Origin of the sequence: Frankia sp. QA3, assembly GCF_000262465.1 — a bacterium.
In the GTDB taxonomy this organism is placed as follows: domain Bacteria; phylum Actinomycetota; class Actinomycetes; order Frankiales; family Frankiaceae; genus Frankia.
The window spans coordinates 994475-1007331 of record NZ_CM001489.1; the positions used below are offsets into that span (position 1 = coordinate 994475).

General features: G+C 75.7%; 10 protein-coding genes and 1 pseudogene. 9 read left to right on the plus strand and 2 right to left on the minus strand.

The annotated features are described in order from the left end of the window. Positions 1-260 precede the first annotated feature (260 nt). Positions 261-1901 carry a glycosyl transferase gene (locus FRAQA3DRAFT_RS03875; protein ID WP_009737766.1) on the plus strand — a complete coding sequence of 547 codons (1641 nt, stop codon included), beginning with the start codon at positions 261-263 and terminating at the stop codon, positions 1899-1901. Here FRAQA3DRAFT_RS03875 and FRAQA3DRAFT_RS03880 read toward each other — a convergent pair. Next, on the minus strand, positions 1859-3814 hold the full coding sequence (locus FRAQA3DRAFT_RS03880) for a glycosyltransferase family 39 protein (RefSeq protein ID WP_009737767.1): 1956 nt from the start codon (positions 3812-3814) through the stop codon (positions 1859-1861). The two genes, FRAQA3DRAFT_RS03875 and FRAQA3DRAFT_RS03880, sit on opposite strands and share 43 nt — an antisense overlap. A gap of 95 nt (positions 3815-3909) precedes the next feature. Between FRAQA3DRAFT_RS03880 and tnpA the strand changes: the two are divergent. Further along, a pseudogene (gene tnpA / locus FRAQA3DRAFT_RS03885) lies at positions 3910-4383 on the plus strand (IS200/IS605 family transposase). Next, positions 4380-4715 carry a hypothetical protein gene (locus FRAQA3DRAFT_RS03890; protein ID WP_051054143.1) on the plus strand — a complete coding sequence of 112 codons (336 nt, stop codon included), beginning with the start codon at positions 4380-4382 and terminating at the stop codon, positions 4713-4715. Before tnpA ends, FRAQA3DRAFT_RS03890 begins: the two are co-directional and overlap by 4 nt. Before the next feature lie 141 nt (positions 4716-4856). Here the strand turns inward: FRAQA3DRAFT_RS03890 and FRAQA3DRAFT_RS03895 are convergent, their stop codons facing one another. Further along, on the minus strand, positions 4857-7205 hold the full coding sequence (locus FRAQA3DRAFT_RS03895; protein WP_009737768.1) for an ATP-dependent RecD-like DNA helicase: 2349 nt from the start codon (positions 7203-7205) through the stop codon (positions 4857-4859). A gap of 393 nt (positions 7206-7598) precedes the next feature. On the opposite strand from FRAQA3DRAFT_RS03895, the gene FRAQA3DRAFT_RS03900 reads away from it, so the two are divergent. The 6 genes from FRAQA3DRAFT_RS03900 (at position 7599) to FRAQA3DRAFT_RS03925 (ending at position 12626) form a co-directional block, all read left to right on the plus strand. Next, entirely contained in the window at positions 7599-8426 is an 828-nt protein-coding gene (locus FRAQA3DRAFT_RS03900; protein WP_035922147.1) for a histidine phosphatase family protein, read from the plus strand. Positions 8427-8432: 6 nt separating this feature from the next. Next, positions 8433-8975 (plus strand): DUF3090 domain-containing protein, encoded by a 543-nt coding sequence (locus FRAQA3DRAFT_RS03905; protein ID WP_009737770.1) that lies wholly within the window; start codon positions 8433-8435, stop codon positions 8973-8975. Further along, positions 8975-9220, plus strand: a complete 246-nt coding sequence (locus FRAQA3DRAFT_RS03910; RefSeq protein ID WP_009737771.1) for a hypothetical protein — start codon at positions 8975-8977, stop codon at positions 9218-9220. The genes FRAQA3DRAFT_RS03905 and FRAQA3DRAFT_RS03910 overlap by 1 nt, the downstream gene beginning before the upstream one ends. Then, a complete protein-coding gene (locus FRAQA3DRAFT_RS03915; protein ID WP_009737772.1) occupies positions 9220-9999 on the plus strand; it encodes an SCO1664 family protein in 780 nt (259 codons plus the stop codon). Before FRAQA3DRAFT_RS03910 ends, FRAQA3DRAFT_RS03915 begins: the two co-directional genes overlap by 1 nt. 116 nt (positions 10000-10115) lie before the next feature. Further along, positions 10116-11426, plus strand: coding sequence for a cysteine--1-D-myo-inosityl 2-amino-2-deoxy-alpha-D-glucopyranoside ligase (gene mshC / locus FRAQA3DRAFT_RS03920; RefSeq protein WP_035920544.1), 1311 nt, complete (start codon positions 10116-10118; stop codon positions 11424-11426). 3 nt (positions 11427-11429) lie between these two features. Then, entirely contained in the window at positions 11430-12626 is a 1197-nt protein-coding gene (locus FRAQA3DRAFT_RS03925) for a hypothetical protein (protein ID WP_009737774.1), read from the plus strand. Positions 12627-12857 lie beyond the last annotated feature (231 nt).

Here is a 12857-nt window from a genome sequence, read left to right on the forward strand (position 1 = left end):
CACTCCCGCGGCCGGATGCCGGGCATCGGCCACCGGGGGCGCCGGACCCTGGGACCGGCCTCGGGGGGCAAGTCTTGCATGCGGACGGCTGTGACCCACCCGCACCCCCTCGCCGTCACCGGCACGATCATCCGTGGTACATCCGGACTATTCCCCCTGTCCACCCGTCCACCCGGGTGAGTCCGCCGCCCGGACCCTGTCCCGGCTCTGGCATCGTGCGTGACATGGGCTTGCCTGTAGCCGGCACGCGGCGGCCAGCCGTGGCGCGGCCCGAAGGTGGCGACCCGGGTCCGCGCCGGACGCTGCCGGCGATCCTCGTCGGCTGGTGCGCCGTCGCCTGGGGCATCGCGGCGAAGGACGGCCGGTACGGCGCGTGGGCGATGGCCGGCGTCCTGCTCGGCGTCGCCGCCGCCGCGCTCGCCACCGTCCGCCACCGCCCACGACCCGAGACCGCCGCGCCCGCGCCCGCGGACGGCGTTCCTGCTCCCGCCGTGCCCGCTGCTCCCGCCGTGCCCGCTGCTTCCGCCGTGCCCGCTGCTTCTGCGGGCGTCGCTCCCGCTCCCGCGGCCGGCGTTTCCACCGGCGGGCGAGCGTGGGTCGGTGGCTGGCTGCTCGTCGCGCTCACCGTCGGGCTGGGGCCGATCGTGCGCCATCCCCGCTACTACGCCGCCGGGCCGCTGGCCGCGGCCGCCGACGCGCTCGCGATCGTCGCCGGCCTGCTCGCCGCCGCCGCGATCCTGGTGGCGCTGCCCGCGCCGCCGGCCGGCACAGGCCGGCGAGCCGCGGGCCTCGTGGCGCTGCGGGGGGCGCTCGGCTCGCCCGCGCTGTTCTGGGCCGTGCTGGGCCTTGGGGGCGCCGCGGGGATCGCCACGATCCGGGCGGCGCCCGCGCCCCGCATCGACGTGTTCCACCTGCTGCAGGTCTCCGCGTCGGGGCTGGCGCACGGCGCGGACATGTACCGCCAGCAGTGGGCGCCGAGCCGGGCCGCCTATCCCGTCGACGGCCTGTTCGACGTCTACCCCTACCTGCCGCTGACCTCGGTGCTGCTGGCGCCGCTGCGGCTGTTGCTGGGTGACGTCCGCTACGGCCTGCTGCTGGCGCTCATGGCGGCGGCGGTCTGCGCGCGCGGCCTCGCCACCGGCCTGCGCGGCAGGGCCGGGGGGCCGGTCGCGGTCGCCGTGCTGCCGCTGCTGGTCGTGATCTTTCCCGAGTCGATGTACGCGTTGCAGCAGTCGTGGACCGAGCCGCTGCTCGTCGCCTGCCTCGCCATGATGGTGCTGGCCGTCCGCGGCGGCCACGGGTGCACGGCGGCCGTCGCCCTTGCTTTGGCGCTGGCCACCAAGCAGCACATCGCCCTGCTGCTGCCGGTCGCGGCGGCCTGGCCGGCGTTCGGGCCGCGGCGCACGGTGGTGGCCGCGGGCGCGGCGGCGCTGCTCGTCGCCCCCTGGGTGCTGGCCGGGCCGCGGGACTTCGTCGACGACGCCGTCTGGACGAACCTGCACTACCGGGTACTCGGCCACTCCCTGTCCGTGCCGGGCTGGGCGTCGCACTTCGGGGTCACGCTCGGCTTCGCGCCGGCCGCGGTGGCGCTGGTCGCGGCGTACGCCGCCGCCTGGCGGGCGCGCGGCGACGCCACCGGCTTCTGTCTCGGGGCCGCGCTGGTCCTGCTCGCCCTGAACCTGATGAACAAACAGACGTTCTTCAACCATTACACGCTGCCGATGGGCCTGCTGATCCTCGCCGCGGCGGCCCTTGGCTCCGGCCGCGGCGGCCTGGGCGGGATCGTGCCCGCCCAGGCCGCCGCCGGTCAGCGCGTCGTCGCTCGGGATGGCATCGCCGTTCAGCGCGGCGTCGCTGGTCAGCGCAGCGTGGAGAAGCGTTCCAGGGACGCGCCCTCGTAGAGGTCGCGCCGCTCGACCTGGACGGTCCGGTCGCGCAGGGTCGCGAGCTGGTCGGACAGCACCGCGCAGGCACCTTCCAGGAACCGGTACCCGTCGGCGCGCACGAGCAGCACCGCGTGGTCGGGGCCGGCGAGTCCGTTGACCTCGGCGGCGAACGCCGTGCCGTTGGCCCGCTGCATCCGGTCGGCGTAGTCGACCCAGTCGACGAGCGCCGGGCCGGCGGTGTCCGCGTACACGATCTCCCGGACGGTCAGCGGGCCGTGCCGGACCAGCGCCCGGTGCACGGCCGGGCCGAGCTGGTCGGGGCAGTAGGCCACCACGTCGCCCGGCCGGGCGAGCGCGACGATCCGCCCGGCGATCTCCCCGGCCTGGGTGCGTTCGGTGCGGGCCAGCTGCCAGCCGCCGGCCAGACCGCTGAACACGGCCACGACCAGCACGATCGCCCGCACCTTCGCCCCCGGCAGCTGGGCGATGCCCAGGGAGGCCAGCAGCAGGCACGCCGGCAGCGCGATGCCGGTGTACCGCTCGGCGTAGGCGCTGCCGCCGAACATGTTCACGAAGTACGCCAGCACCAGCGGCAGCAGCCAGATCGCCGCCAGGTAGCGGCCCGGCACCCGGCCGGTCACCCTGACCGCGAGCTCCTGCCTGCCGACCGGCCGGGCGGTCAGGCCGATGAGCGCCCCGCCGAGCAGCACCACGCCGAGCAGCGCCCCCGTCGACTGCGGCCCCGCCCAGTCGAACACCGTGTCCAGCAGCACCTGGGCCTGCACCTTCGGCGCCCACGGGGTGCCGGTGTGCAGCATCTGGAACAGGAACGACGGCATCCACGGGGCGAACAGCGCCGCCGAGGCCGCCATCGCCGCGAACGCCCGCAGCGTGACCCGGCGGTAGTGCGGGCGCCGGCGGGCCTGCAACAGCAGGAACGCCGCCACAGTGAAGATCAGCAGGAACGTCCAGTAGTGGGTGTAGACCAACGCCGCCGTGGCCAGCGTCAGTGTCCCCAGCCGGGGCAGGGTCGAGCGCTCCAGCGCGCGCACCGCCGCGAACCCGAACACCAGCACCAGCAGCACGACCAGCGAGTACATCCGGGTTTCGCTGCCGTAGCGGATGGCGTACGGGGAGCAGGCGAACATCAGCAGCGTCGCCACGCCCACCCACAGCGGGGCATCGCGCTCGCCGTTGCCGGCGGCGAAGGCGGTGCGCCCCACGCGACGCCCGGCGAGCCACGCCAGCGGCAGCGTGAGCAGCGACAGCACGCCCGACAGGGCCCGCACCGCGACGTCGCCGTCGCCGAAGACGTGGATCCAGCCGTGCAGCAGCAGGTAGTACAGCGGCGGTGAGCCGTCGTGGCGCAGCGCGTGCAGCAGGTCCGGCACCGGCCGGGAGGCGATCGCGACCGTCAGCGACTCGTCCAGCCACAGGTGGCTCGGCGTCGCGAACCGCATGACCGCGCCGACGGCGACCGCGACCGCGACGACGGCCAGCAGCAGCCGCGGGACCAGCGAGACGATACGGGTCCCCGCGGCGCGCCCCAGCCGCTCGACGCGCTCGACCCGACGCCGCCAGGCCGCCGGCGCCCGATCGCCGGCCACGACCTCGCCGGCCAGCCGGTCGCCGGACACACCTTCGCCGGGTTTGGTCGGCGCCGTGTCCGTGTCCGTCGCCGTCGCCGTCGCCGTCGCCGTGTCCGTCGCCGTGTCCGTCGCCGTGTCCGTCGCCGTCGCCGGTGCCGTCGTCGTGGTCGCTGCGGCGGGCACGGCGGGGACGGTCGCCACGCCTGCGTCGCTCGGGGGGCCCTCGTGCGGGACGCCGTCCGAGGCCTGGGGCGAGCGCGGACCGGGCAGAACCGTCGGCCCGGACCCGGTGGCCGGCGTCCCGGGTGCGTCTGCGTCCACGATGGGAACGCTACTCATCAGAGACCCCCGAGGAGCCTGACGCCTTCAGGCGTCCGGGGAATCGGGAACGGACCGTAACCCTGATAGATGTACGGCACTGGCATACTCGGATCATGGTCTGTCGGGTGACGGCGGGCGCGGGAGGCGTTGACGACCTTGGGTACGTTGACGACCTTGGGTACGTTGACGACCTTGGGTATGTTGACGACCTTGGGTATCACGTCGTGTGGTGTCCGAAGTACCGCCGACCCGTGTTCACCGGCCCGGTCCGTGACCGGTGTGACGAGCTGGTCCGCGAGAAGTGTGCGGAGCACGACTGGCCGGTCGTCGCGTTGGACGTCGTGCCCGGTCATGTGTAGCTGTTCGTGAAGGCTCATCCGAAGCACTCCCCGTCGTATGTGGCCAACCAGCTCAAGGGGTTCACTGGCCGGGTCCTGCGTGTCGAGTTCCCGCAGGTGCACAGTCGGCTGGTGACTGTGTGGTCGCGGTCGTGTGGCGTCGCCGTTGTGGGTGCGGTCTCGGCGGACACGGTCCGCCGGTACATCGACACCCAGTACGAGCGGCCGTGGCACAGGCAGCGGCTGTGAGGCGGACGTTCGGGCGCGTCAAGGCCGGGAAGAAGCCCGGCTACCCCCGCTGCAAGGGCGCCGGCTGGTTCGACAGCGTGGAGTGGCCGAAGGACGGCCACGTCAAGGTCAACCAGCACCGGCCTGTGCTCGGCACCGTCGAGACGATCAGGGTCAAACGGGAGGGCTGTCGCTGGTATGCGCTGCTGTCCTGCGACGGGGTGCCCGCCGAGCCGCTCCCGGCGACCGGCGCGGCGGCCGGGGTGAACCCCGCCAACACTTCCCGTACCTGCGCGGCGTGCGGACACTGCCACGCCGACAACCGCAGAACACAAGCCGCGTTCGCAGTCTGAGAAGCCGCCCCCTTCACGGGGTGGAGTAGTCACCCTCATGATGCACGATCTTGCCTCCCGTCGGGGGCCCCCGACGCGTCGGGGGTAGCGCAGGCTCCCGCGGCGGCGATGTCCGTCCGCCGTCGCCCCGCCATCAGCCTGTCATCCGCCGGTCACCCCGGCGCCGGCGGCCCGTGCGCGCAACGCCGCGGCACCGGTCCCGAGACGTTCGAGGCCGCTCCCCGCCGCCGCACCGCCGGACCGGGCGCCGTCCGGGCCCTCGCGGTTCGGGCCCCGGCCGTCCAGGTCCCCGTCCTCCAGGTCCCCGTCCTCCAGGTCCCCGTCCTCCAGGTCCTCGTCGTCCTCGGCCAGCTCGCCGGCAATCTCCCCGGCGAGCAGGGCGGCAAGCGACGTCAGCCGCCGCCGCCCGCCTGCGTTGCGCACCGCGTTGCGCACGGCGGGGCCGTTCACGGTGACGATCGACAGGTGCGTCGCCGCCCGGGTGAGCGCGGTGTAGATCAGCGGGCGGGTCAGCATCCGGCCGGCCTCCGGCGGGAAGACGGCGACGACCGCCGGCCACTCGCTGCCCTGCGCCCGATGCACCGTCACCGCCCAGCCGTGCCGCAGATCCCCGAGGACCCCCGCGGGCGCCTCGACGACCCCGCCCGGGAAGGCGACCCGCAACGCCCCGCGCTCGCCCGCGGCGACGACGGTGCCGATCTCGCCGTTGGCGAACCCCACGTCGATGTGGTTGGCCGTGGCCACCACCCGGTCCCCGACGTCGAACCCCGACACGGCGCCCGCGCCCGGGTTGAGGACGCGTTTGAGCGCCGCGTTCAGCGCTCTCGTGCCGGCCGGCCCGGCATGCACCGGCGTGACGACCTGGATGTCGGCGACGGGGATTCCCAACGCCCGCGGGATCGAGTCGGTGACGAGCTGCACGGTGCGGTGCGCTGCCTCCCCGGAGCTGCCCGAGGGGACGACGACCACCTCGCGGCCGGGGCCCGGTGGTGGCGGCGGCAGCTCCCCGCCGCGCACCGCGGCGGCCATCATCGCGATCGCCCCGCCGTCGACCTGCCGGTAGAGCCGGCGCAGCTCCGTCACCGGGACCTCGCCGGACTCCAGCAGATCGGTGAGGACCTGGCCCGGTCCGATGCTCGGCAACTGGGCGGGGTCCCCGACGAACATCAGGTGGGTGCCGTCGGCGCAGGCGTCGAGCAGCGCGGCGGCGAGCTCCGCGTCGAGCATCGACGCCTCGTCGACGACGACCAGGTCGGCGTCGATCGGGTTGTGCTCGCCACGGGCGAAGCCGCCGCTGCGCCCCTGCGCGCCGAGCAGCCGGTGCAGGGTGCTCGCCGGCGCCCCGCACAGCTCCTCCAGCCGCTTGGCGGCCCGACCGGTCGGCGCGGCGAGCGCGACCTGCGCGTCCGCCGCCCAGGCGAGGCGGACGACGGCGGCGACGGTGCGGCTCTTGCCCGTTCCCGGCCCGCCGGTGAGCACGCTGACCCCCGACTCCAGTGCCGCCCGCGCCGCGGCGAGCTGCACCTCGTCCAGGTCGCCCACCGGGTCGTCCCCGGCCCCGCCGGCCGATCCTGCCGGGTCTGTCGGGCCGGCCGGGCCATCCGCGTCCCCGGCCTCGGACCCGTCGCCCGGCCCGGTGTCGTCCTGCGCGCGGTTCCCCGCGGTCGGCGGGTCGTCGCCCGCGGCGTCCTCGTCGTCGAACATCAGCGCGGTCGGCGGCGGCGCGGCCGCGGCGTGCGAACCGTCCGCTTCATCGTCGCCGTCGTCGTCCTCCGGGCGGCGGCGCACCCTGGGCACGCCCGCGCGCAGCGGCTCGGCGGTGGCCACCAGCCGTTCGACGCCGTCGGCGATGGACTGCTCGGCCATCGCGTAGCGCTCCAGCGCTATCCGGTCGCCGACGGCGATGATCCGCCCGTCGTCGAGAGCGGCGTCCAGCGCCCGGCGCGGATCGGCCACCCCCTCCCGGGCGGCGGCGCGCAGCACGGCGTCGACCGGGCCGGCGGTGTCCCCGGCCCGCGTCGCCGCCCGGCCCAGCAGATGGGTGAGCACCGCCGGGCCGCGCCGCGGGTCGTCGCGGTGCAGCCCGCGGCGGCGGGCGAACCGGTCGGCCTGGCCGATCTCGGCGTCGGCGGCGGTCAGCAGCATCCACGGGTCGGCCCGCAGGACCTCGGCGGCAGTCGGGCCGAGCCGGTCGGTGGCCCCGCGGGCCAGGCGGGCCGGGAGGTCCGCCGCGACGAGCAGCTCGACGACCGCGTACGTGCCCGCCGCGGCGCGGAAGCTGTCCGCGAGCCGGCGGGCCCGCGGGCCGTTGACCCCCTCGACGGCGCCGAGCCGGCCGACGTCGACATGCTCGGGCCGGGTGATGCCGGCGGCGGGCAGGCGGGTGGCCGTCGTGCGGCCCAGCCCCGGCCACAGCGCGGCCTCGCAGAACGCGGAGAACACCGCCGCCGGGTCCGCGGAGGCCTCGGCACCGGCCGGATCGGCTCCCACGCCGGTTCCGGTGCCGGCCTCGTGACCCGAGGTGGCAGCGTGACCTGAGGTGGCAGCGTGACCTGAGGTGGCAGCGTGACCTGAGATGGCAGCGTGACCCGGGTCTGGTCCGGCGGCGGGGCCGGGCCGCCCGGTGGAGTCGGCTCCCGGGGCGGGATCGGGTCCCGGGGCGGCGGTCAGGTACTCGTCGGGCATGCCGGGAAGCGTAACGACGCACCACTCGGCGCCCGACGAAGCCCGCTGGGTAGCGTGGTACCACCGGTGGCCGTGCCAGGGCGCGCCGTGGTCCGCACCCGGCGTGTCCGGCGCCGCGGCCTCGCGCCGAGCCCGGTCCTGGCCGCCCGCGGGTCCGGCTGCGTCGCGGACCCGTCCTACCTTGAAGGGACCGACCGGTTGACCACTGTGTTGCTGGTCCGCCACGGCCTGACCGCCGTCACGGGCAAGATCCTCCTCGGCTGGACCCCCGGCGTCAGCCTGGACGAGCGGGGCCGGCGGCAGGCCTCGGACCTGGCGGGTCGGCTCGCGGACATCCCGCTCGCCGCGATCGTCAGCAGCCCGTTGGAGCGCTGCCGGGAGACGGCGGGCACGATCGCGGCCCGCCGGCCCGACGGTCCGCAGGCCGCCGGCGGCGTCCAGCCGGTCGCCGTCGACGAGCGGTTCGGGGAGTGCCGCTACGGCGACTGGACCGGGCAGGAGCTCGCCGTCCTGGCCAAGGACCCGCTGTGGGCGGTGGTGCAGAGCCATCCCAGCGCCGTGGTGTTCCCCGGCCCCGAGGGGGAGGCGCTGCGCGACACCCAGGCCCGCGGCGTCACCGCGGTGCGGGAGTGGAACGACCGGCTCGGCCCGGACGCGACCTGGCTGCTGTGCTCGCACGGCGACGTCATCCGCACGATCGTCGCCGACGCCCTGGGCATGCACCTCGACATGTACCACCGCATCACCGTCGACCCGTGCTCGCTGACGGTGATCCGCTACGGCGAGCGGCGACCGTTCGTCCGGCGGATCAACGACATCGGTGGCGATGTCGCCGAGCTGCTCCCGGCGCCCCCCAAGCCCGAGGGGGAGGCCGGCGCGGGCGGCGCGGGCGGCGCCGGCACTGACGGCGCCGTCGGCTCGGCCGCCGGGGACGAGGCGGCGCCCCGTCCGGCACTGAGTCCCGACGAGGTCGTCGGCGGCGGCGCCGGGTCCTACCCGCCCCCCGCGGGCGGCGGGGCGGTCTGACCCACCATGGCGCGCCGGATACACGTCTTCGACCCGCCGCAACGGTTCGTCGCGGGCACCGTCGGCTCGCCCGGCGCCCGCGTGTTCTACCTGCAGGCCCGGACCGACGCGCGGCTCGTCACGGTCGCGGTCGAGAAGACCCAGGTCGCCCTGCTGGCCGAGCAGCTCACCGAGCTGCTCGACGAGCTGGGCCGCCGCGGGGTCGCGATCGGGTCGGCCGACCCCGCGGCCGCGCCTGACACCTCGCCGCTGGAGCAGCCGATCGAGGCGGAGTTCCGGGTCGCCACGATCGCCCTCGGGTGGGATCCGCGCGGCAGCCGGGTCGTCGTCGAGGCGCAGGCGGCAGGTGGCGACGAGTCGGTCCCCGGGTTCAGCGACGACCCCGACGGCCCCGACGCGCTGCGGGTTCTGCTGCAGGCGGGCCCCGCCCGGGCCTTCGCCCGTCGGGCGGGGCTGCTCGTCGCCGCCGGTCGCCCGGCGTGTCCGCTGTGCGGCCTGCCGCTCGACGACGGCCACGTCTGCCCGCGACAGAACGGGCACCGGCACTGATGCGCGCCCTGCCCCTGCACGCCCTGCCCCTGCACGCCCTGCCCCTGCACGCCCTGCCCCTGCACGCCCTGCCCCTGCACGCCCTGCCCCTGACCCTGCGCGCCCTGCCCCTGCGCGGCACGCCCGGTCGGGCGCCGGCCCCGGGGACCGGCCGGGACCGCGGCGTGCGGGTTCGGGCTGGAGAGACCCCGCTCACTATCCGGACCCGGCGACAGAGCCGGCGCACAGCGGACACACTGGGCTGATGGGTGTTCCCGCGGCGGGTCCCACTCCGGGGCGGCGGCCGTCACTCGATCCGATCGACGGCGGCGGCCTCGACGCCCCCGCCGCCCTCGACCTGCTGCGCCGCGGCGAGCTGACGGTCAGCGCCAGGCTCACCGACGCCAGCAACACGACGCTGTACTGCGACATCACCGCGGGCGAGGTGGCCGGGCGCTGCGTCTACAAGCCGGTGCGCGGCGAACGGGCGCTGTGGGACTTCCCCGACGGCACCCTCGCCGCCCGCGAGCTGGCCGCCTACGAGGTCTCCGCCCATCTCGACCTCGGGATCGTGCCGCCGACGATCGTGCGCGACGGTCCGTTCGGCGAGGGCATGGTCCAGCTGTGGATCGACACCGACGTCACCGTCGACCTGGTCGCCCTCACCCGCTCCGACGACCCGCAGCTGCGCCGGATCGCGCTGTTCGACGCCGTCATCAACAACGCCGACCGCAAGGGCGGCCACCTGCTGCCCGCGCCGTCTGGGCGCATCCACGGCATCGACCACGGCGTCACCTTCCACGCCGAGGTCAAGCTGCGCACGCTGCTGTGGACGTGGCGGGGCCGGCGGCTGGTCGCCGAGGAGACGGCCCTGCTCGGCTGCCTGCGCGAGGCGCTCGCCGGCGACCTCGGCGACCGGCTCGCGCAGCTGCTCACCGTCACCGAGGTCGACGCGTTGGCCGCCCGGGTGGACCGGCTGCTCGACGAGGGCCGTTTCCCGCTGCCCTCGGGGGACTGGCCGCCGATCCCGTGGCCGCCGTTCTAAATCGTCAGCTTACTGACGGTGACGTCTGCTCGGCTGGCCGTTTTCGCAGGTCGGTTACGGGGTGGTTACCCGTCTTGTGCCCGCCGGCGGAGCCGTTCGCGGTTACTCTGACACGCATGCAGGCGTGGCCATCTCCTCCGATACGTCCACTTCCAGGCCGCGGCCGGCCCTTGCGGATCTTCGACACGGCCACGTCGAGCGTGCGGGCCCTGGATTCCGCGCCCACGGCTCGCCTCTACGTCTGCGGCATCACGCCGTATGACGCGACGCACCTGGGCCATGCCTTCACGTATCTGACGTATGACCTCGCGCAGCGGGTCCTGCGGGATGCCGGTCATACCGTCCTTTATGTACAGAATGTTACAGATATTGATGATCCCCTGCTGGAGCGGGCCGACCGGGACGGCCTGGACTGGCGTGACCTCGCCGCCCGGGAGATCGCGCTGTTCCGCGAGGACATGACCGCGCTGCGGATGCTCCCCCCGGACGCCTACGTCGGTGTGGTCGAGGCCATCCCGATGATCGTCGACATGGTCGCCGAGCTCGTCGACCGGGGCGCGGCCTACCACGTCGACGACGACCTGTACTTCTCCATCGCCGCCGCCCCCGCCTTCGGCGACATCTCCCACCTGTCCAGGGCCGAGATGCTCGCGATCTGCACCGAGCGGGGCGGCGATCCGCAGCGCGCCGGCAAGAAGGACCCCCTGGACCCGCTGCTGTGGCGGGCGCAGCGCCCCGGGGAGCCGTCGTGGCCCTCCCCGTTCGGTCCCGGCCGCCCGGGCTGGCACATCGAGTGCTCGGCGATCGCCCGCCACCACCTCGGCGGTGTCGTCGACATCCAGGGCGGGGGCACCGACCTGTCCTTCCCGCACCACGAGTGCAGCGCCGCGCACGCCGAGGTCGCCGCCGGTGCCCGCCCGTTCGCCCGCAGCTACGTGCACACCGCGATGGTCAGCCTCGACGGCCACAAGATGTCGAAGTCGCGCGGCAACCTGGAGTTCGTCTCCCGGCTGCGCCGCGCCGGGACGGACCTGGCCGCGCTGCGCCTCGCCCTGCTCGACCACCGCCACACCGACGACTGGGAGTGGACCGCGGGCCTGCTGGCGGACGCGGTGGCCCGGGTCGAGCGGTGGCGGGCCGCCGTCGCCCTGCCCGCCGGCCCGGACGCGACGCCCGTGCTGGCCACCGTCCGGGAGCGGCTCGCCGACGACCTCGACGCCCCCGGCGCCCTCGCCGCGGTCGATGCCTGGGTCGAGGCGGCGCTCGCCGACGCCGGTGGAACCGACGCCGGTGGCCCGGCCGGCACGTCCTCTCGCGGTTTCGGCGGTGCGGCGGGTGCCGGGGGGGAGGCGCCCGCACTCGTCGCTCGTCTCGTTGACACACTGCTCGGTGTAGACCTTGAACCCGTCCGACCCAGAGGGAGCTGAGGGATGGGGGCTCACCACCGCAGGACAGATCCCGGGGCAGCGACCGAACGACCCGCCTTCGACGAGGTCGCCCACGGCTACGACCCGCGCCAGGTGGACGACTACCTCGCCACGCTGTGGCGCTACGCCAGCCAGGTGACCTCGCGCGCGGCCGCCGCCGAGAGCGCGCTGAGGCACGAGCGGGAGCGCAATGCGGGCGTCGCCGGCACCGAGGAGTTCGCCGCCCAGGCCGGCGGCCGGATCGGGCAGATGCTCGCCATCGCCCAGCGGGAGGCCGACGAGATCATCGACGGCGCCCGCCAGATCGCCGAGTCGGCCCTGGAGGAGGTGATCGAGGACGCCGGGGCGAACCATCCGATCGTCCGCGAGGCCCGCGAGCAGGCCGAGAAGCTTCTGCTCGACGCGGTGGAGGAGAGCCGTCGGCTCGCCCTCGAACGCCACCGGGAGCTGGCGGACGAGATCGCCCGCAGCTCCGCGTCCCTCGACACGCTTCGCCACCAACAGGGCGAGATCATCGGAGCGGTGCTGCGGCTGCGCCGCATCCTCGGCTCCGACGAGGTCGACCGCGCCGTCACCGACCTGGCCCGCGCCGGCACGGCCCCGCCGGAAGCGGGCGGACCCGGCGACCCGGCAGCCGCCGGCGGCTTCCCCACCGGCGCTACGCCGGACGGTTTCGTTCCCGGCGCCTCCGCGGCGCAGGCAACCGGCGGCGGCTTCCCGGGCGGGCCGGAGACGACGGCGCCGACGGTGGTGGACGGGCCGACGATGCCGTCCACGCCCCCCGTCGGCGCGCCACCCCCGCCGCCCAGGGCGGCCGGTAACCCCGACGCGGCGACGTCCCCAGCCGCCCCCGGCCAGCACGGCCCGGGCTGGCCGGGGGCGGCGGGCGCCGGTTCGGCCTGGGAGGCGGCTGGCGTCTTCGGGGCGTCCGGCGGTGCCGCCGACGCCGGTGGGCCGGCCGTGGGCGCCGCCGGCCCGACCGTCGGTGCTGGCGCGGCGGCCGGTCGGGTCGCGGGCCGCGCGGGCGCATCCGGGCTCGGCCGGCGCCCGCCTGGCCGGCATCGGCAGGGCGACGTCGCCGACGCCGAGCCGTACCCGGTGAGCACCGCGCCGCGGGAGCCGGCGGCCAGCACCGCCGGCGTCCCCTTCCGGCGAGGCGCCGACGAGGACATCATCGACGCCGAGATCGTCGAGGAGTAGGCCGCCGCCCCCGTCCGCGGCGGCGGCGGATTCCACGCGCCGCCGCCCGGCCCGGCTTGGGACCGCCCGGCCGGCTCGGCCCGGGACCGTCGAGGCCCCGACCGTCCGGGCGGCCGTTCGGTCCCGACCACCTGGACTGCGGGCAGGTCCCGACCACCTGGACTGCCGGCGGCCCGGACCTGGTCGGACTGGGCGGGTCCGGCCGCCGGGCGGAGTCAGGGTGTGAGCGGA

Excerpts from the sequence above, each read along its gene's own strand:
- FRAQA3DRAFT_RS03880 (WP_009737767.1), bottom strand. The coding sequence starts at position 3,814 with ATGAGTAGCGTTCCCATCGTGGACGCAGACGCACCCGGGACGCCGGCC.
- FRAQA3DRAFT_RS03905 (WP_009737770.1), top strand. The coding sequence starts at position 8,433 with ATGGCGCGCCGGATACACGTCTTCGACCCGCCGCAACGGTTCGTCGCG.
- FRAQA3DRAFT_RS03910 (WP_009737771.1), top strand. The coding sequence starts at position 8,975 with ATGCGCGCCCTGCCCCTGCACGCCCTGCCCCTGCACGCCCTGCCCCTG.
- FRAQA3DRAFT_RS03915 (WP_009737772.1), top strand. The coding sequence starts at position 9,220 with ATGGGTGTTCCCGCGGCGGGTCCCACTCCGGGGCGGCGGCCGTCACTC.
- mshC (WP_035920544.1), top strand. The coding sequence starts at position 10,116 with ATGCAGGCGTGGCCATCTCCTCCGATACGTCCACTTCCAGGCCGCGGC.
- FRAQA3DRAFT_RS03925 (WP_009737774.1), top strand. The coding sequence starts at position 11,430 with ATGGGGGCTCACCACCGCAGGACAGATCCCGGGGCAGCGACCGAACGA.